General features: G+C 53.7%; 14 protein-coding genes. 7 read left to right on the top strand and 7 right to left on the bottom strand.

The window, feature by feature from the left end; translation table 11 throughout:
• Positions 1–140 precede the first annotated feature (140 nt).
• Positions 141–1,436 (top strand): hypothetical protein, encoded by a 1,296-nt coding sequence (locus R3I13_RS09380; RefSeq protein WP_346317670.1) that lies wholly within the window; start codon positions 141–143, stop codon positions 1,434–1,436.
• Here the strand turns inward: R3I13_RS09380 and R3I13_RS09375 are convergent, their stop codons facing one another.
• On the bottom strand, positions 1,437–4,031 hold the full coding sequence (locus tag R3I13_RS09375) for a cation-translocating P-type ATPase (protein ID WP_346317669.1): 2,595 nt from the start codon (positions 4,029–4,031) through the stop codon (positions 1,437–1,439).
• 113 nt (positions 4,032–4,144) lie between these two features.
• Here R3I13_RS09375 and R3I13_RS09370 point away from each other — a divergent pair, with 113 nt between their 5' ends.
• From R3I13_RS09370 to R3I13_RS09350, 5 genes are read left to right on the top strand one after another with little or no spacing between them, the layout of a single operon-like run.
• Positions 4,145–4,900 carry a hypothetical protein gene (locus tag R3I13_RS09370; RefSeq protein ID WP_346317668.1) on the top strand — a complete coding sequence of 252 codons (756 nt, stop codon included), beginning with the start codon at positions 4,145–4,147 and terminating at the stop codon, positions 4,898–4,900.
• 9 nt (positions 4,901–4,909) lie between these two features.
• Entirely contained in the window at positions 4,910–5,662 is a 753-nt protein-coding gene (locus tag R3I13_RS09365) for a DNA-formamidopyrimidine glycosylase family protein (RefSeq protein ID WP_346317667.1), read from the top strand.
• Between the two features lie 16 nt (positions 5,663–5,678).
• Positions 5,679–5,894, top strand: a complete 216-nt coding sequence (locus R3I13_RS09360; RefSeq protein ID WP_346317666.1) for a hypothetical protein — start codon at positions 5,679–5,681, stop codon at positions 5,892–5,894.
• A gap of 53 nt (positions 5,895–5,947) precedes the next feature.
• On the top strand, positions 5,948–6,256 hold the full coding sequence (locus R3I13_RS09355) for a GNAT family N-acetyltransferase (protein WP_346317665.1): 309 nt from the start codon (positions 5,948–5,950) through the stop codon (positions 6,254–6,256).
• A gap of 9 nt (positions 6,257–6,265) precedes the next feature.
• On the top strand, positions 6,266–6,571 hold the full coding sequence (locus tag R3I13_RS09350) for an N-acetyltransferase (protein ID WP_346317664.1): 306 nt from the start codon (positions 6,266–6,268) through the stop codon (positions 6,569–6,571).
• 206 nt (positions 6,572–6,777) lie between these two features.
• Here the strand turns inward: R3I13_RS09350 and R3I13_RS09345 are convergent, their stop codons facing one another.
• The 6 genes from R3I13_RS09345 to R3I13_RS09320 form a co-directional block, all read right to left on the bottom strand.
• Positions 6,778–8,070: a DUF4157 domain-containing protein gene (locus tag R3I13_RS09345; protein ID WP_346317663.1), complete on the bottom strand. Its 1,293-nt coding sequence runs from the start codon at positions 8,068–8,070 to the stop codon at positions 6,778–6,780.
• A 105-nt stretch (positions 8,071–8,175) separates the two neighbouring features.
• Complete coding sequence (locus R3I13_RS09340) at positions 8,176–9,795, bottom strand: SusD/RagB family nutrient-binding outer membrane lipoprotein (RefSeq protein ID WP_346317662.1); 1,620 nt, start codon at positions 9,793–9,795, stop codon at positions 8,176–8,178.
• Between the two features lie 19 nt (positions 9,796–9,814).
• Positions 9,815–13,594: a SusC/RagA family TonB-linked outer membrane protein gene (locus tag R3I13_RS09335; RefSeq protein ID WP_346317661.1), complete on the bottom strand. Its 3,780-nt coding sequence runs from the start codon at positions 13,592–13,594 to the stop codon at positions 9,815–9,817.
• A 121-nt stretch (positions 13,595–13,715) separates the two neighbouring features.
• Positions 13,716–14,768: a FecR family protein gene (locus R3I13_RS09330; protein ID WP_346317660.1), complete on the bottom strand. Its 1,053-nt coding sequence runs from the start codon at positions 14,766–14,768 to the stop codon at positions 13,716–13,718.
• Between the two features lie 71 nt (positions 14,769–14,839).
• Positions 14,840–15,403 carry a sigma-70 family RNA polymerase sigma factor gene (locus tag R3I13_RS09325; protein WP_346317659.1) on the bottom strand — a complete coding sequence of 188 codons (564 nt, stop codon included), beginning with the start codon at positions 15,401–15,403 and terminating at the stop codon, positions 14,840–14,842.
• Positions 15,404–15,480: 77 nt separating this feature from the next.
• Complete coding sequence (locus R3I13_RS09320) at positions 15,481–16,110, bottom strand: class I SAM-dependent methyltransferase (protein WP_346317658.1); 630 nt, start codon at positions 16,108–16,110, stop codon at positions 15,481–15,483.
• Between the two features lie 139 nt (positions 16,111–16,249).
• Between R3I13_RS09320 and R3I13_RS09315 the strand changes: the two genes are divergently transcribed.
• Entirely contained in the window at positions 16,250–18,658 is a 2,409-nt protein-coding gene (locus R3I13_RS09315) for an ABC transporter permease (protein ID WP_346317657.1), read from the top strand.
• Positions 18,659–18,857 lie beyond the last annotated feature (199 nt).

Genomic DNA, 18,857 nt, shown 5'->3' with positions numbered 1-18,857 from the left:
GCGAAATTCCCGCCAACAGGGCGATTTAACGAACACTGGTTTTAAATTGACGGATGGGGAAGGCAGTTTAATTATCCAGCTGAATAACAGCACGGACAGTGATGGAAATTTCAGTATTTTAAAGTCCTATTTATTTCAACATGAAAAGCAGAGCCCTTTTTTTTACTCTTTTCTTTTATTTTTCAGCTTCAGCGCAAACGGCACAGGTAGTTTTCACATCAGACATCGACCGTTTCTGGCAGGCGTACGATAGTATCCAGACCACGAAAGACAGCCTCCGGCAATTACAATACATCCAGGCGCTTTACCTTGATAAAGCCACTCCCGGCCTGAAAGCCTTTATGGAAGCGCGGGATTACGATGCGCCGCTGTATGTGAAGATCATCCGGCAGTACCCGAAGTTCTGGACCTCCATCAGGCCGAATACATTTACCGTCAGGTCGTATGAGCCGCAGATAGAGCGAAGCATCGGGCAGTTCAAAAAATTGTACCCGGCGCTCAGGGATGCCCAAATGTATTTCACCATAGGCGGCCTCCGTTCCGGCGGCACTACCAGCGGCAACCTGGTGCTGGTGGGCACGGAGATCGCAACGGGCGACAGTACCACCAATGTATCGGAAATGCCCAGCAAATCGCTGGCCCGCGTATTTGCCAAACAAAAAGCGGATAATATTGTGGCGCTTAACATCCATGAATATGTGCATACGCAGCAGAAAGGGGATCCCACAACCCTGCTGAGCCTCGCCATCTACGAGGGCACCTGCGATTTTATTACGGAACTGGTGCTGGAAAAGCCTATGCGGACAAGCTATATCATCTACGGCGACGAGCATGAAGCGGAACTGAAAGAGCAATTCAAAGCCGTCATGTACACTACTGCTTACGAAGACTGGCTGTATAACGGCAGCGCCGCAAAAGACATGGCGGACCTTGGGTATTACATGGGTTATGCCATCTGCCGCTCCTATTATAAAAATGCGAAGGATAAAAAGAAAGCGGTGGCTGAGATCATTGAGTTGAATTATGCGGACACTGCCGCGGTAGAAAGTTTTCTACTGCGCTCGAAGTATTACAAAGAAAAACTTGACAAGCAGGCGCTGTTGCAGGCCTATCAAAATAAACGCCCCTACGTGGTAAGAATGGAACCTTTTGCCAATGGGGACTCCCTTGTGAGTGCGGACATCACCGAGATCCGGTTCGTTTTTTCCACTGCTATGAGCCCTGCCCGGTATTCATTCAGCCTCGGTACCGGCGGCAAAGATCATTATCCCGGCACAGACGCCAAACCTGCATTCGCGCCTGATAACCGCTCCATTGTATTCAAAGTAAAGCTCAAACCCGGATCACAATACAGTCTGCAGGTAACCGACCTGGGGTTCAAATCTTCAGAAGGTTACCCGCTGGTGCCCTACGCGGTGCAATTCCGGACGAAGTGATCAGTCCCGGCCCCCGAAAATGGCTGATCCCAGCCTGATGACCAGCATGCCTGCCAGGCTGAAACCGCCTACCAGCAACCAGTCCAGCTGCGGCATCATTTCCAGCCGCAAGGCTTCTTTCACCGGCGGGATGAACAGGCACAGCAAGGTAACACCTGCGCTCAACACCATGGCGCCGATCACGTAAGGGTTGCGCATCACGGGGCCGCCGAGGAATTTTTCCTTTCCTTCCTTCATATTCAGCGCATGCAGCAATTGTGAAAGGATAAGCGTGTAAAACAGCACGTTGTTGGCCGCATGCACATCTATATCGCCTTCCCTGAAATGCTCTGCCGTGAAAGCCGCGCCCAGCGCACTTGCGCCGATCACTGCCGAATAGAACCAGATCACGCCCCAGGCTTTTTTACTGATAATGGGCCGTCGCGGGTCCAGCGGTTTGCGTTGCATCACGGTTTCGTCGCCCTCCGTAAAACCCAGCGCCATGGCGGGGAACACGTCCGTGATCAGGTTGATGAACAATATCTGGATGGCCGCCAGCTGGAATGGCAGGCCCGCCGTGGCCACCAGCCCTATCACCAGCAGTTCGCTGAGGTTGCAGGAAAGCAGGAACACGATGAACCGCCGGATGTTCGTAAAGATCACCCTGCCCTGGCGCACCGCCATCACGATGGATTCGAAGGCATCGTCTTTCAGCACCATATCCGCCACTTCCTGCGACACCTGCGTGCCGCGGATGCCCATGGCAATGCCGATGTCCGCTTTTTTGAGCGCGGGCGCATCGTTTACGCCGTCTCCCGTCATGGCTACGACCTGGTGGTCGTCCTGCAAAGCATTTACGAGATCCAGTTTTTGTTTAGGGCTCACGCGGGCAAAAACGGCGCGCTCCGCCCAGGAATCGCTTTCAGGGGTAAGGTCTTTGCCCGTCACCACATCCTTTTCATCTTTGCTGATACCGAGCTGGTGCGCGATATGCGCAGCGGTGGCGGGATGGTCGCCGGTAAGCATGATGACCCGGATGCCCGCCTGGCGGCATTCGCCGATCGCTTCCTGGATGCCTTCGCGGGGCGGGTCCATGAAACCGGTAATGCCGAGGAAAACGAGGTTTTCCATGAACTGGTTGGTTTCACTGTCCAGCTCACGGTAGGCGTAGCCCAGGGTTTTAAGGCCCGAAGCGGCCAGCTTTTCCGTTTCCTGCATCCACTTGCCGCGTTCTTCTTCCGCCAGTTCTCTGGGCGAACCATCGTGCAGGGAATGGCTGCAAATGTCCAGCAGGTTTTCGATGGCGCCTTTCGCGGAGACGAGGTATTTTTCTTCGCCTTTATGCAGGGTGCCCATTACGCGGGTATCTGAGTTGAAGGGGGCTTCCTTAAGCTTGTGGAATTTTTCCCTTATCTGCGCAACATCCGCCCCGGTTGCGGCGGAAAAGTTCAAAAGGCTTACTTCTATCGGGTCGCCGATGCCTTTATCGCCATCGAGGGAGGCGTTGTTGCAGAGAATAGCCACCCTTTGCAGGCAGCGGAACGACTCTTCATCGGGCGCTTCTTCTTTCTGATGCCATTCCACAGCGGGCAGCAGCGCATCGGTCACTTCCATCCTGTTTTCCGTAAGCGTGCCTGTTTTATCTGTACAGATCACCGTTGTAGCGCCGAGGGTTTCCACGGCGGACAATTTTTTCACGATCACATTCTGCCTCGCCATCCTGATCATTCCCCTTGCGAGGGCCAGCGTGGCCACAACAGGCAGCCCTTCCGGGATAGCGGCCACTGCCAGCGCAATGGAAGTTTTCAGCATTTCGAGCACCGGCTCTTTGTTCAGCAGCCCCGCACCGAATATCAGCACCACGATCCCCACGGTAATGCCTATCAGCCGTTTGCTGAAGCTCTCCAGCTTCTTTTCCAGCGGGGTGGCGGATTTGCGGGCGCCGGCCACCATATGCGCAATGTGCCCCAGCTCGGTTTCCATACCGGTGGCGGTACATAATATTTTGCCATTGCCGTTGCGGATAAACGTGCCTTTGTACACCATATTCGTTCTTTCAGCCAGCTGTGTACCTGCTTCCAGCTCGCCGGGCAGCTTGTCTACCGGCAACGACTCACCGGTGAGCGCAGACTCATCCGATTGCAGGTCCGTGGATTCGAGTATGCGCCCGTCCGCCTGCACCATATCTCCCGCTTCCAGCAGCATGATATCGCCGGAAACGATGTCTGCCGAAGGGATTTCCTGCACTTTGCCGTCTCGCAGGACGCGGGCAGACTGGGAGGTCATTTTCTGCAGGGCTTCCATAGACCGTTCAGCCTGGAATTCCATCACGAAACCGATCACCGCATTCAGCAGTATCACTACGGCAATGGCTATCGCGTCCAGCCATTCCTGGAAAAAGAGGGACAGGCCCATGGCCAGCAGCAGCAGGTACACGACCGGGCTTTTGAACTGGTGCAGGAGGATCATGAGCGGGGAAATGCGTTTACTGCTGCTGATCTCGTTGGGCCCATGCTCTTCCAGCCTGCGGCGGGCGTCTTCAGCCGAAAGACCCTTGCCGGCATCAGATGATAATTCCTTCAGTATGTCCTGCTGTTTGCGTTGATATGCTTCCATTCGTGCTGATTTACTATTGATTTGATTACAATCCGGATACCGTTTTTGTTCCTCCTCTTCAAACAGCCGTACCGCTGGCATGGTATATGGGGCCAGACATATAAACGGAATATATGGCAACCACTGCAACAAGTGCCCGCCCCGCGAGGAAAAAGGCAACAACAACCCGGAAGAAAGCAGCTGCTACCCGTAAACCGCCTAAAAAAACAGCGGCACGCCAGAAAAAAGAAGCAAAAAAGGACCTGGTCAAAACCTACAACGAATTTAAGGAATTTGAAGGGCAGCATTACACCGGCATGCGCGTGGGCCGCTCGCATAAATGGAATTACGACGCCGGCGTCTGGAAAGAAACAAAGATCACGCCCGACCTTTGGGAATGCACCTACGCCGTTACCAAACGCCGGGCCGGGAAAGCGCCCGAAGGCTCCGGCGTGCCCGTAGGCACGGAATATCACTGGTATATCATGGCGCATCAGAATGTGCGGAAGCTGAACGCAAACGACTATACGACCTCTCTCACCGGGCTGAAATATAAGCTGGCGCATAAACGGGCGGATAAAACCAAATGGAGCGCCACTGCCAAAACGCAGCGGAAAAGGCTGGTAAAAATGCTGCATGAGCTGATCGCCCAGCTGGAAGCAGAGGCAGTACCGATCGAATTTGAATACGAAGGAAAGACCTACCGCGGCGAAGCCCTGCCCATCTCCCAAACCTGCCACAACGGCGTATGCGACCAGCTGGACGTTACGCTGAACGACGACTACCTGGGCACCATCCGCTGCATGAAAAGCGGCTGGAAGCTGGATGGCGTGGAAGACCAGGGCCTGGTAGACGCCATCGGTGATGAGATATTCCTTTGGTACGAATAAACTGACGATATGCCTGAATTACCGGACCTGGAAGTGTTCAGCAAGCACCTCCAGAAAAAACTAAAGGGAAAGAAGCTCAAAGCCCTTTCCAAAGCCGGCAGCTGGAAGAAGGATTTCCTGCGCCAGCCGCTCAAAAAAGTGTACCGCGAAGGCAAGGAACTGCGCTTTCTCTTCAGGAACGGCCACATCCTCGGCCTGCACCTCATGCTGCACGGCAAGCTGGTGTATGAAGAGAAAGACACGAAACCAGCGCACACCGTCTTCTCTTTGCAGTTCGACGACGGCTCCACACTGTCCGTAACAGACTGGCAAAAGCGGGCCCGCATCACGCCCGACCCGCAGCTATCCGAAGTGCCGGATGCCCTGTCACGGCAGTTTTCCAGCGCCTATCTCAAAAAACTGCTGCAAGGCTCGCGCGCCAAAGTGAAAAAACTCCTCACCGACCAGCATATGATCCGCGGCATCGGCAATGCGTATGCAGACGAGATCCTCTACGACGCGCGGATCTCGCCTTTTTCCATCGCCGGGAAAATACCGGACGAAGCCTCCGCGCGACTGGCGAGGTCCATTAAAAAAGTACTGAAAGATGCCGTGAAGAAGATCGAAAAGGGCCACCCGGACATCATTGCGGGGGAAGTGCGCGATTTCATGCGGGTGCACCAGCATGGGAAAGAAAAAAGCCCGGGAGGAAAAAAGATCGAGCATGCGGAGATGAACGGGCGCACGACATACTACACCGAAGAACAGGAAGAATATACATAATGTAAAAAATATTGCCATGAAACAACCTATCGAACAACCGGATACAGAAACGCAGAAAAAGAATGAAGAGCAGGAAGGCCGCGAACATTCATCCACCGGCAGCAAAATAAAAAAAGACAATCCTGAAGGAACGGAAGAAGCGACGGGCGGGCTTACCAAAGAAGACCTGCCAGACAGCACAAACGAATCCACGGGCGTACCAGGTACCGGCCAGCGGCAGGATTCGAACTGAAACAGCTCTAAGTTCACCGGTATTGTTATATTTGAAAAAATACCGGAGAGCATATGAAAGAAGAATACAAGCCGCTGCCATTAGTGAAGAATGAGGCCATCCATCACTTTGAGCTGACGGTGGACGGGCATACCGCGTTCATCGACTACAAACAAAGCGGAACGAAAGTGTGGCTGATCCATACCGAAGCGCCGGAAGCGCTGGAAGGGAAAGGCGTGGCTACTGCGCTGATCGAAAAGACGCTGGCTTACCTGGAAGAACATCATTACACACTGGTACCGCTTTGCCCGCTCGTGCATGCCTACCTGAAGCGCCATCCCGAATGGCAGCGCCTGCTGGACCCTTCCGTGAAACCGTTTTAAACCTCCGGTATGAGCGATGCGACTTACGAAGTGGTGAACAACCGGGAGAACCAGCAGTTTGAAGTGCGGCTGGACGGTGAGCTGGCGCAGCTCACCTACCGTTATTATAAAAAAGATATTGCATTCATGCATACCACCGTGCCCCCGGCAATGGCCGGCAAAGGCGTGGCTTCGGCGCTGGCGAGGGCGGCATTCGCCTTCGCCGCGGCGGAAAAGAAATTAGTGATGGTGTATTGCCCTTTCGTGGCAAAGTTTATCAAAGATCATCCTGAGTACCGCTCCCAGCTGGATCCGGCTTATTACGGGAAGGGTTAAACGAAATAGTGGTCACCGAGGCCGTCATTGCGAAAGCCCGTCATTGCGAGGAGCAGCAGAGGATACTATGCAACAGGAAATGCGACGAAGCAATCTCCGAATACCGGGCCTTTCCCATTCAATACAGGAGATTGCTTCGTCGCCCCGCTCACTTTGGCGCTGCGGCTCCTCGCAATGACGGATTTCTGCTTAACGCCGGCTTATCTCTATAATGTCACTCTTTTCTCAAAGAAACGTTTTGCATGGTCTTTCAGCAGGGCTTCCTGGAAGGCGGCAAGGTTGGGATGGCCTTTTCTCTTTTCCATCAATTCCGCCCATTCTTTCTGCACCTTGAGGTAATCGGCCGCTACCTGCGCGTAGTCTGAAAGCTCTATCAGGCCGCTGGGCGCCACAAATTCCTGGAATTGCAGCGTATCGCCCGCTTTCACTTTTTCCCAGATCTTCCCCGCTTTTTCATCATCGATGCGGTCTTTGGCTTTCGCCTCCTGCAACCGCCAGGTGAAAAAGAGATTTTCGATATAGGTCATGCCCAGGCCGGGTGAATATTCTTTTTTCACCACGTCGGGATCGGTGGAAGCCGCGGGGCCGAAATTCATGGAAGGTTTGGCTTTTGCAATGCCGGAGATGATCTTTTCCTCCTGCGCCCGCGTGGAGGTCTCTTCCTTCAAGCCCGCCGCGATATGGTCTGCCAGCGTAGCCGGCGCCGCTCCTCCACCGCCGGCGATATGGTTGCGCGCATGAATGGATTCGTGCACGGCCTGACGGATAAATTCCTCGTCGCTGGTGGAATTGATGATGATCGCATCGCCGGACACGCTGCTGGTGGGCGCTTCCTGCGGTTCAAATAATGCGCCGGTGCCGCCGCCTACTACCATCAGTTCCTTTTTCCCTTTGAACGGGGCCGATTTGTTGGTGATGCGGTGAGAGGCGTCGTATTCCAGCGCTTCCTGGCTTTTCTTCTCCCAATTGAAGCTGGTGGTGCGCCACACATAATGTTTATCCAGCGCGGCAGCCACTTTCATAAACTCAGCGGAGCCGGCCAGCAGGCGGATCAGCTTATCGGGCACATTGTGGATATTGGTGTATTCTTCCAGCGCCTTCCCGTATTCGCCGTTGGTAACGCGGAGGCATTGGACAGACGGCCCATTGCTGCGCTGCTGCACCACGTGCGTGAGCTCATGCGCCAGTATGCGTTTGCCCTTGCCGCCGGAAGGATCATAGCGGCCTTTGTTGAAATAGATATCATTCCCGTGCGTGAAAGCATGTGCACCGAGGCTGCGGTTCATTTCCACGGCGCGGTCGTCTGTATGTACGCGCACATGGCTGAAATCGCTGCCAAAGTGATGTTCCATTTCACCGCGCGTACCAGCAGGCAATGCGTGGCCGCCGCTTTTGGCGGAAATACCGGGATGGGTGTTCTGGTGAGAAGCAGGTGTAAAGAAGCTTCGGCCTGGTTGTTTTTGTACGGACGCCGGGGCGTGCCGGGACTCTTTCTTCATATCCGCAGGATTTTGGGGGTTACCTAAAGTTACGGATAAATCATACAAAAAAGCGTTCCCGCCACAAAGGGCAGGAACGCTCACACAGGGTTTGATCGCATGCAGTTACTGCATCCAATATACTTTCACGGCCACCTGGTCCGTCGGCGACTTACCGCCTGAGGCTTTCTGCCAGTTGTCGTGGTTGTTTACATTTTCATCGTCAGGGTACGGCATGCGGTTGATGGACAAGGGCGGCAGCGCGGGGTCGCGCGGGGTGAGCTGCGTTCTTCTCACGATGGCCCAGGCTTCCCAGGGCTGGAACATCGTGGCCAGCCATGCCTGTGTCGCGATCTTCTTCAACGCGTCTGCATCGTTGGCGCCGTTGTACAGCACTTTGGGATTGATGAGCATGGCGGTCATCTGCGCGGGTGTCGGCGCAGTGGGCTTTGTAAGCCAGACTTCGGAACGTAATGCATAATCGTACCAGAACTCCACGGATGCCCTGATGCCGGCTTCATATTCGGCTTTAGCCTTTAAGATATTTTTTGCCACGCCCATGCCGCGCTGGTAGATCTCGGCCAGCAGGAAATGCACGTCTGCCTCGGTGATCACCAGTATCGGGTAATATTTCCGGTCGTATGCGATGAAATAGTTAAAGCTCGCGAATTTGTTGGTCGGGTCTGTACCAAAAGGCCTCCGCCTGTCGGTTTCGCTTCTGTATGGCGTACCGCCTTCGGTTTGCGAACCGTCCTGCGGCTGGGGTACCCAGAGGTTTGCGTCGTTCGTCTGGAAAAACACGAAACACCGCGGGTCAAAGATACCGGAGCCGTTGGTGGCGTTGGTGGAAGACATCTGGTTCCATACGTTGCTGCTCATCCTGATATTGGAAATGGACAGCTCGTGGAAGGAATCCCATTTGCTGGCCAGCGCATCAATGGTGCTGGTGGTAGCTATCCGGCTGGGCCAGAGGCCGAAGTTGTTTTTATACATCTCCCCGGCCACCTGGTTATTCGGCAGGGGTTTATTGCCGCCAACGATCTCTGTAATGATGGCGCTCGCCAAAGCATTTTCTTTGTTATACAACCGCACGGCATAACGCAGCCGCAACGCATTGCCGAACTTTCTCCATGCCTCTAGGTCCTCGCCCAGGTAACTTTCCGAAGAGCCGATGCTGACCTGTGAGGGATCGCTTACGAGCCCGTCTACCGCTCCTTTCAGATCGGCCAGCACGCTTTTATACACATCGGGCGCCGCGTCGTACGCCGGCCTGTAATTGGCGCTCCCTTCGCTGCCCCTCGAAGCCTGGCTGTAGGGAATATCGCCGTAATAATCCAGCATGCGCAGCGTTTTAGACGCGAGCAGTATGGTGGCCATATATTTCACGTTGTTAAAAGAAGCCGGATCGGTTTGCTCGGCGATCTTTTTCAGCAACGCGCGGTATGTATTCAGGTCCGGGTAATATTGGCTCCAGAAGCCGCCCGCATAATTCACGAAAGGGGTGGAAACGTTCTGAAAAGCCTGCTGGTTGGCAGTCGGGTACAGCACGCCTACGCTCAATACATCATTCCCGTATTTCCCGAGAGAAGACACCAGGCCATTGTATAAACCCGGTATGGAAGCGGTTTCTTCGACGGCGTCTTTGTAAGGCCGGTTGATTTCATCAAAATCCTTCCTGCACGCGATCGCACTTAACAAAGCGCCGCAAACAAGAGAAGTATATAATATGTTAGGTACTTTTTTCATTGTCGGTCTTTTTTAAGTTTTAGAGAGCGGCTTTTACGGTGAAGCCAAATGAGCGGATGCGCGGCATGGAAGAGTATTCAATACCCTGCATGTTGCCGATACCATTCACGCCTTCAGGGTTCAGGCCCTTGGGAATAGTAGTGAAGATGTAGAACAGGTCGCGGCCGATCAGCGACAGGCTCAGGTTCTGGAAGACCTTGGTTTTCCGTACCAGGTTCTGCGGAAGCTGGTACGTAAGCGCCACTTCGCGCAGTTTCATCCAGGTGTTCTCGAATACAGATGCGGAGCGCGGTACGCCGATATGGTTCCAGGAAGTGTAGGTGCCGAGATATTTCCAATGGTACGGCACTACATCTGTATTCGGCTTGCCATCCGCGAATACGCCGTCAAATATCACGCCGGTATTGGCAGTGGTGCCGTCAGGGTATATGTACGGAAGACCGCCGCCATCTCTTTCTTTCAGCGTCTCGTTCAGCAGGCCGTTACCCATTGCCGCGGCGTAGGTGCCGAAATACGTGTCGCCGCCGAACTTGCCGTCTGCCATTACATAAAGGCTGAGCGATTTGTAGCGGAATGTATTGGCGATACCCCCGGTGAGGAATGGCTGGGAATTGCCGATGGGCACTTCGGTGCCGGTAAGTACCCATTGGGTGCCGGCAGCGTAGCGGGTGCCGTTCACTTCATAATACAGCTCTTCGTTGGTCTCAGGATTAATGGCCCTTTTCACCACACGTTTGCCGTTCAGGTAAGTGTAATCCTTCCCGTAGATCGTTCCGTAGTTCTCTCCCACTTTCACGCGTTGCGAAACGCCGCTGCCGCCGAAGAAACTTCCAAGCGTAAGCTCTTCCACGCCTTCATCCAGCGCCAATACCTTGTTTTGCGCATGCGCCCCGTTTACAGCTACGCTCCAGGTGAAATCTTTGGTGCTCACGGGAGTGGCATTGATGATGAACTCAATACCTTTGTTGCTCAGCGAGCCTTTGTTCAGCTGGATGCTGGTATAGCCTGAAGACTGGGGCAATGCATTGGTCAGTATCTGGTTGAATGTTTTCATGGTGTAAGCCGTCACTTCCAGGTTCAGGCGGTTGTTGAACATTCCCAGGCTCAGCCCGACCTCGTACTGACGGCTTCTCTGCGGCTCAATGCCGGTAAATTTCAGCGTGGAAGGATAGGTTTGTGCCGCTGCGCCGTTGAAGTTCACCGTGTTCAGCACGTTGAAGATGGAATAAGGATCGGTGTCGCTGCCGGTTTCGGCGTAAGAAAGGCTCAGTTTACCAAAGCTCAGCCATGGCAATCCGTCCCGCACAGCGCTGATGCCATCGGTAAATACGTAGCTCAGGTTAGCGGAAGGATAAAAATAGGAATTATTGTCTTCGGCAAGGGTAGACGACCAGTCGTTGCGGCCGGTGAGTTGCAGGAACAAATAATTTTTATAGGATAGGTCCAGGAATCCGAAACCGGAGTTGATCTTTTTGGTAAAGCGGGTCTCCTTCGCAGGGTCTGGCGCTTCCTTCCCATTGTCCAGCGTAAAGATAAAAGGTTTGATAAAATCCCCTTTCGTGCGGTTGCTGACGGTATAATCATTCCTGTAATAGGATTCCACGCCGCCGGTAAGGCTTGCATTCAGCAATTTACCCCAGAGATTGTCTTTATATATCCTCGCCATTGCGTTCATGTTGCGGCTGAGATTGCGGGAGTTGGCCTCCTTGTATGCGCCTGTCGTGCCCTGGATATTTTTGGGATATTCCCTGATCTCCGTACCGTCAGAAGAATTATCCACGCTTCCTTGTGCGGTAATTGTAAGCCAGTCCGTAACGTTAGCCGTCAGTTTCAGGCCGCCGATCAGCTGGTTGCGGTTGAAGGTGGTATTGTTTTGATAAATATTCCAGAAGGAGTTGGCCATGTAGGAATAATACGGGTATGGAGGCGTATTCGCCGGGAATTCACTCCGCGATGTCACATCGCGCTGCGAGCCGTTTGCCTTGGTATTGTTCATCCGTTCCACATCAGAACGGAAATCTCTCGTGGCCGCGTAGGAAAACCCGGCCATGAAAGCACCGGCACCTACGGGCGGTGTGTTCAGTCTCGTATAATTTACATAGCTGGCAGTTATGTCAGCAGACAATATTTTGCTGATCTTGATGCTGGAACCGAGGTTGAACGTATTGTTCTTGTAATTGCTGTTGAGAATGTTCGCCTTGCTGTCGTCTCTCGTGTAGGAAAAACGGACTGTACCGAAATCGCCGCCGCCGGACACTGCAATGTTATGCTGGTTCACATTTCCATCAGGGAAATAATCTTTCCAGTTATCGGGCTGCGCGGAATAAGGTCTTTGCACACCATCGTACCATAGTATCGGCTGGTTATCGAAGCGCGGCCCCCAGGAAAGGCCGCTGGGAAAGGAGAACAGGTTCCATGCCTGGGTGGGATTGGCATAAGGCAAAAAACCGTATGCCCCGGTCTTATAATCGCCCGCCGCATAGGTGCCGGTATAAGTGCCGATCTGCATGCGCTGGCCGTTTGCATTCACCGGGAACTGTTTCTGCTGGTCGGCCGTCCACATAGAACCTACAAGGCCGGAGCCGTATGAGTTCTGGAAGTCAAGGAACTCATAGACCTGCGTTTTCCGCGTAGAAAAAGAATAATCCACGCCCAGGCCTTTGCGTTTCTCGCCTTTTTTGCGGGTTACGAGTATCACGCCATTGGCGCCGCGCGCGCCGTATAAAGCCGCAGCGGCAGGACCTTTCAGTACGGTCACATCTTCGATGTCTTCAGGGTTGATGAAGTTGAGGCCGGTACCCCAGTCATTATACCCGCTTACGTCCGCGCCCTGCTGGGTGCCTACCGCGCCGCCGCCGCCGTTGTTATCGTTATTATTCACGGGGTCGTTGTTGATAGCTACACCGTCTACAATAATGAGCGCACGGTTGTCGCCTGTCAGCGAGGTGTTACCGCGGATCACGAGGCGGGAAGAACCGCCTTCCACGCCGCCGGAAGCCTGGCTGATGTTGAGGCCGGCCACTTTCCCCATCAGGCCCTGCGCAATGGTCGGCGCCTGCGCGATATTGATGTCGTCGCCGGTCACTTTCTGCACGGAATAACCGAGGGAACGGGGAGAGCGCTTAACGCCCATGGCCGTCACCACTACTTCGCCGAGTGCTTTTTCGTCGGTCTCCAAGGTTACGGCATAATCGTTTGCCGCGGTGATATGCAGGGAAACGGTCTTGAAGCCGATGGCGGAAAACTCCAGCACATCGCCGTCTTCAGCTTCCAGCTCAAAGCGGCCGTTGCCGTCTGTGCTGGCGCCTTTGCGCGTGCCTTTGATCACGACGCTCACACCGGGAATAACAATGCCGGATGCGTCTTTCACCACGCCCGTCACTTTTTTGAAAACAGCGCCTTCGAGCGTGGCGGCCATTTGCCGCTCGCCCTGCAGGATGCTCAGCAGGCGGGCGCGTTTCAGCACCACCTGGCTGCCAATGGCTTCAAATTGAATATCATAAGGCTGGAACAGCTGGGCGAACACGCGCGCCAGCGTTTCATCCTTGGCCTGGAGGCTTACCTTTTCCTTTTCCGGGATGGTGTTGCGGGTATAGGAAAACTTCACGCCGGCCTTCCGGCTGATCTTCTCCAGTACGGTACGGAACGCTTCATTTTCTACGGTAAGGGATATTTTCTTGTCTAAGATGCCTTGTCCGTTTGCAGGAGCGGCAGATGCCACCACGGAAATAGCAAGTGTAAGAAAATAATGTACCAGTGCGGCCTTCATAAAAAACGAAGTGGAATAAATTTTCTTCATTGCTGAACGATTTAGTTGATAAAACATAGCTTCTTTCGGGCACAAGGGCGCCCTGGCCGGTTATAGACGGCCTTGTCCTCAATTTTGGTAGTATGTCGTGATTGATTGCTCCTCTTTACTGTTACCTGCAGCCTTTCCCTTCTATCGTTATGCCATAGCTGCTCATGCTGTACGATGCATCGATCGTTCTGGTGATTACTTTTAATATTTCTTCCAGGCTCTCGTCTCCCAATGATATAGTGATATAACAACTATCGAATGCTTCGGAATTATAGTTTACGGGGATGGCGTACATTTTTTCCAGCGTTTTCAGCACGCCGCTGAGCGGCGCTTCCTGGAAGTCGTAGCTGGTTGTTTTTTGCAATACGCCCGCGGCACGGGGTTCTCCGCTCCATTCACGGGTAGTCAGCGCCTGCAGGTCGTCCGTCAGCGAAACTACCTGCTTCGGCAGCACGATGCGGGCGGCAGACTGCTCAAGGTCCTGCCCTTTCAGGTATACGGACACTTTGCCGGTGCTCACCGCCACGGTTTCTTTCCCGCCGGAGGCATTCACCCTGAAGCTGGTGCCCAGCACCTTTACCACCACATGTTGCGTATAGATATAAAAAGGCTTCTGGGGGTTGGGAGCCACATCAAAAAACGCGTCGCCCGAAAGGGTGATCTCCCTTTTATCGCCATTCATTAATAAATTATAAGAAATGCGCGCGCCCCTGGACAAGATCACTTTCGACCCATCGGGCAGGAACAGCAGCTCGTCTTCTTTATTGCCATTATAACGCACCACATCCGTCATCTGCACTTCCGCAGCGGCAATTCCCGCGCCGCTTTGGGGGGTGGAGAAGGGGAACAGCGCCGCGGCAACAATGGCGCCGGTAACCACCGCGGCGGCCATCCAGTACCATTTTTTATTGGAACGGTGAGCCGGCGCAACGCCTGCTTTGATATTGCCCAGCATCTCGTCCAGCTTGTCTTCCGGCACATCTTCCGGGCCGTCATGCCCTGCCATCCTCATTTCGAGGATAAAACGGCGGGCTTCTTCGGCCACAGTGGCATTGCTGCCGTCTGCCGCTATCCATTGCAGCCAGTATTCGGCATACGGGCTCTGGGGGTTCACCACCCAGTCTATAAACCGGTTATCCAGCAGTAAGGCGTGTATGTGCGCTTCGTTATGCATCGCGTATATATGGTAATGGAGATTCTACCCAATATATACTCACCCCGGCAAAAGAATTTTTAAATTTTTTTTCAGAACCGGTCCTGGCGGGCGGCGTAGGCTTTACGGAGGGCTTTCAGGGCACGCTGCATGAGGTTGAGCACAGACTGGTAGTTCATGCCCATCAGCTCCGCGATCTGCTCGTAGGGGAAGTTGTGGTAAAAACGAAGATGGATCACTTCCTGCTGGCGGAGGGGCAATTGTTCCAGCAGGTGTTTGAGGGTGTTGCGGGTCTGGGCTTCCACTTCCCGGGCCATTATTTCCAGCTCCACGTATTCCACCTGCAGGCTGTCTGACGCGAGGCGCAGCTCCGATTCGCTGATGAAAGACTGGCGGGAATGGGCTTTGGCGAGCTTGTTGCGCAGGGCGCGGAACAGGTAATATTCAGGGTGGGTGGTACCGGAAAGATTGCGGCGGTTCTTCCACAGCTCAATGAACAGGTCCTGTATGCTGTCCTGTATCAGGTCCAGGTTGTGGGTGATCTTGCGGCCATACCGGATCATGGATTTCACGTGGGCGCTGTATATCTCCTCCAGGGCATGCAGATCCCCGTTCTTAAACCTTTCCCAGATAATATTGTGTTCCCCCGGAGGCAAGTAAAAATGTATTAGACTATTGCAGCGAATTTCATTGTTCTCTACCAAGTTAGAACTTCCCGCAGGTATTTCCTAATTTATATTTTCCGCTCCAGCACAGAGCCCTGCAGGTATTTCATCTTCACAAACGAGTCCGTCTCTTCAAAACCCGCATCCAGCCAAAGCTGCCGGCAGCGCGGGTTGGCATACAGCACTTTCAGCGGGCGGCCCTTCCTTCCAAGGCTTTCCATTACCTTCTGTATAAATGCCTTCATCACCGTTTCGTCGAATGGATTAAAAAGGAAGATGACGCCGATATGATCCGGCACATCATAATACCGCGCATCTATACAATGAACGGTATAACGGCCCTGCGGGATGGCTTTGCAAAGCCGCGGAGATATTTCTATCCCCGTCACGGAACTGAACCCGTATGCCGCCGCAATGGCCAGCACACGCCCTTTCCCGCAGCCCACATCCAGGAAACCGGTTTGTCTTTCTTCCTCCGTCACCCGGTCCATCAGCCACTCGGCTGAAAAATAATTCACCGGCTCGTACATGGTGATATGCACGCGGTCTTCAGCGGGCATGATCCCTTTCAGGTTATCGGTGCCGGTGGTGTTTATACCGTACCGGCGCTCCCCTGCGATCTCCCGCTTCACGATGAAGAAGGCAAGCGGCAGGTCCCAATACCAGGCAACATACAGGAAATGGATGAGGTACTTCACTTACCGAATGTACGAAGTGTCCGCTAGCGGACAATCGCCGACCGGGAACGAACAATCTGTATCAACAAACTAATTGATTATCAACAATATAAACACCGGCATCCTTTTCGTAGTTTTGGCTGCGATCCAATTCTTTCATATGTTCTCAAACTATATCAAAATAGCCTGGCGCAATTTCCGCAAGAGCCGGTTCTATGCCGCTGTGAATGTACTGGGGCTTTCCGCAGGTATCGGGTTTGCCTTGCTGGTGGCGGCTTTTGTGTGGAAAGAACTGAATGTGAACAAAAGCCTGCAGAATGCAGACCGGCAGTACATCATCCAGAGCCGCTGGAAAGAAGAAAGCCAGGGCGGGGAAATGACCACTATCGGCATGCTGGCGCGGGCCATGAAAGAAGAATACCCGCACCTTGTGCGCAACTTCTACCGCTGGGACGGTGTGACCACCACTGTAGCGCGTGGCGACAAGGCCTTCAGGGAAGGGCTTCAGCTGGGAGACAGCACACTCCTTGACATGTACGGCTTCACCCTGGTGCAGGGCAACCCTAAAACCGCACTCACAGGGCCCTACAGCGTTGTGATCACGGAGAGCAAGGCGAAGAAATATTTCGGCAAAACGCACGTGCTCGGCGAAACGCTGGACATTTCCAATTTCAGCGGGGCCAAACAGGCGTTCATTATCACCGGCGTAATGAAAGACCCGGTGGCTAATTCCATTACCAGCCTGGAAGCCGACGACAACAACCAATTCTATATTTCCACCGGCAATATGCCGTTCTTCAACCGCGATATCAACAACTGGTTCACCAAATACACGATCGCCTATGTAGAGCTGCAGCCCGGGGTAACGCCCGGCGCGCTGGCACAGCCTATGAAGGACCTGCTGAAGAAAAACGCCCAGGCCAATGTATCTGACAACCTCACACCGGTACTGGTACCGCTTAGCGAATACCACCTGGACGCGAACAACGGCATCGTGCGGAAAATGCTGTATGCCCTTTCCGCCGCGGCGCTCTTCATTCTCTTCATGGCCATCATCAATTTCGTGAACCTTTCCATCAGCAAATCTTCCTCCCGCATGAAGGAGATCGGCGTCAGGAAAGTATTGGGCAGCCTCAGGAAACAACTGGTCCTCCAGTTCCTCATGGAATCTACTATTACTGTTACGGTGGCCACCTGTTTTGCGTTCCTGCTCTACCTGGCGGGGCGCGATTATTTTTCCGCGATGCTGGGCTCAAACATCCCAGGCCTGCTGGATTTCCCTGTTCATTTTATCATTTATCCTATACTATTTGTGTTGCTCACCGGCCTGCTGGCCGGCATTTACCCGGCTTTCATGCTCTCCTCGCTCCAATCGGTGGATTCGCTGAAGGGCAAGCCGGGAACGGTGAAAGAAAATATCTGGATGCGGAAAGCGCTGATCACTTTCCAGTTCTTCACAGCCGCAGTGGTACTGACCGGCGCCATCATTATCGGCCAGCAGATCGGCTTTTTGTTTAAGAAAGACCTGGGCTACGACCGCGAATTCGTGATCGCCGCACAGCTGCCCCGTAACTGGTCGCCCGAAGGCCTGCAGAAAATGTACAGCACCCGCGACCAGTTTGCCACGCTGAACGATGTTGAAAAGGTGAGTCTTTCTTACGAAATACCGGACGGCAACTACTCCGGCACCCGCCCTTTCTTCAGATCCGGCACCGACTCTGCTTCCGCTATTTCTTCGATGACGATCTTCACCGATCTCCGGTACGCTTCGTTGTACAACCTGCATATGAGCGCCGGCGATTATTTTACGAAGGGCCTGCGGCTGGAAGATTCATCCAGGGTGGTGATCAACGAAACCTTTGCCAAGTCCATGGGATGGACGCCGCAGGATGCGGTCAATCAAACGCTGCGTGCGGCGGATGGCGACCAGCGGGTGTATCATGTTGCGGGTGTGATCAAAGATTTTCACTTCAAGACCATGCACCAGCAAATAGAGCCGATGATGATCCTTTCCACCGATCTCGCGGTGATGTACCGGTACATGTCCTTTAAACTGAAGCCCGGCTCTCCTTCCGCCAGGATTGAAGCTGTGCGCAAAAAATGGGCGGCACTGATGCCCGGCGCGCCATTCGAATATACTTTTATTGACGACCGCCTGAAGCGGCTCTATTCCGTGGAAATGCAGCTAAAAAGCGGCACTTACATTGCAACGGGGCTGTCGCTGGTAATTGTGCTGCTGGGCATACTGGGGCTTGTTTCGCTGAGCGTGCAGAAGCGCACCAAGGAGATCGGCATACGCAAGGTGCTGGGAGCTTCCGCCGGAGGGATCGCCGCACTGTTCATGAAGGATTTTTTCTGGATGATCCTGATTGGCGCGGTAACCGCTATCCCCGTGGCTTTCCTGATCATGCAAAAGTGGCTGGGGAATTATACCTACCGCGTGGATATTACGGCACATCCGTTTATCCTTACCATACTGATTCTTGGCATTGCATCTATGCTGCTGATCGTGCTGCAAACGCTGAAGGCCGCCGTGGCCAACCCGGTTAAGAGTTTGCGCAGCGAATAAATGCGCAAAGCCAATTATCGCCAGGAACTGCTAAGCCGAAAAGGGGAAGGTTGACGAAGCCGGAAAGGCAAGTCATTGCGAGAAGCCGCAGAGCCAGGGCGGGGGAGCGACGAAGCAATCTCCTGCGTTGGGTGGATGTACTTCAATACATGGAGGAGATTGCTTCGTCGCGGCTCTCGCACAAAACCCCATCGCTCCT

It is taken from the genome of Chitinophaga sp. YIM B06452 (assembly GCF_039655965.1).
GTDB lineage: Bacteria > Bacteroidota > Bacteroidia > Chitinophagales > Chitinophagaceae > Chitinophaga.
The sequence above is the reverse complement of the archived record's forward strand: the minus strand, read 5'-3'. Positions and strand labels throughout refer to the sequence as shown.

Coding starts and splice junctions, on each gene's coding strand:
- R3I13_RS09380 (WP_346317670.1), top strand. CDS start 141: ATGAAAAGCAGAGCCCTTTTTTTTACTCTTTTCTTTTATTTTTCAGCT.
- R3I13_RS09375 (WP_346317669.1), bottom strand. CDS start 4,031: ATGGAAGCATATCAACGCAAACAGCAGGACATACTGAAGGAATTATCA.
- R3I13_RS09370 (WP_346317668.1), top strand. CDS start 4,145: ATGGCAACCACTGCAACAAGTGCCCGCCCCGCGAGGAAAAAGGCAACA.
- R3I13_RS09365 (WP_346317667.1), top strand. CDS start 4,910: ATGCCTGAATTACCGGACCTGGAAGTGTTCAGCAAGCACCTCCAGAAA.
- R3I13_RS09360 (WP_346317666.1), top strand. CDS start 5,679: ATGAAACAACCTATCGAACAACCGGATACAGAAACGCAGAAAAAGAAT.
- R3I13_RS09355 (WP_346317665.1), top strand. CDS start 5,948: ATGAAAGAAGAATACAAGCCGCTGCCATTAGTGAAGAATGAGGCCATC.
- R3I13_RS09350 (WP_346317664.1), top strand. CDS start 6,266: ATGAGCGATGCGACTTACGAAGTGGTGAACAACCGGGAGAACCAGCAG.
- R3I13_RS09345 (WP_346317663.1), bottom strand. CDS start 8,070: ATGAAGAAAGAGTCCCGGCACGCCCCGGCGTCCGTACAAAAACAACCA.
- R3I13_RS09340 (WP_346317662.1), bottom strand. CDS start 9,795: ATGAAAAAAGTACCTAACATATTATATACTTCTCTTGTTTGCGGCGCT.
- R3I13_RS09335 (WP_346317661.1), bottom strand. CDS start 13,594: ATGAAGAAAATTTATTCCACTTCGTTTTTTATGAAGGCCGCACTGGTA.
- R3I13_RS09330 (WP_346317660.1), bottom strand. CDS start 14,768: ATGCATAACGAAGCGCACATACACGCCTTACTGCTGGATAACCGGTTT.
- R3I13_RS09315 (WP_346317657.1), top strand. CDS start 16,250: ATGTTCTCAAACTATATCAAAATAGCCTGGCGCAATTTCCGCAAGAGC.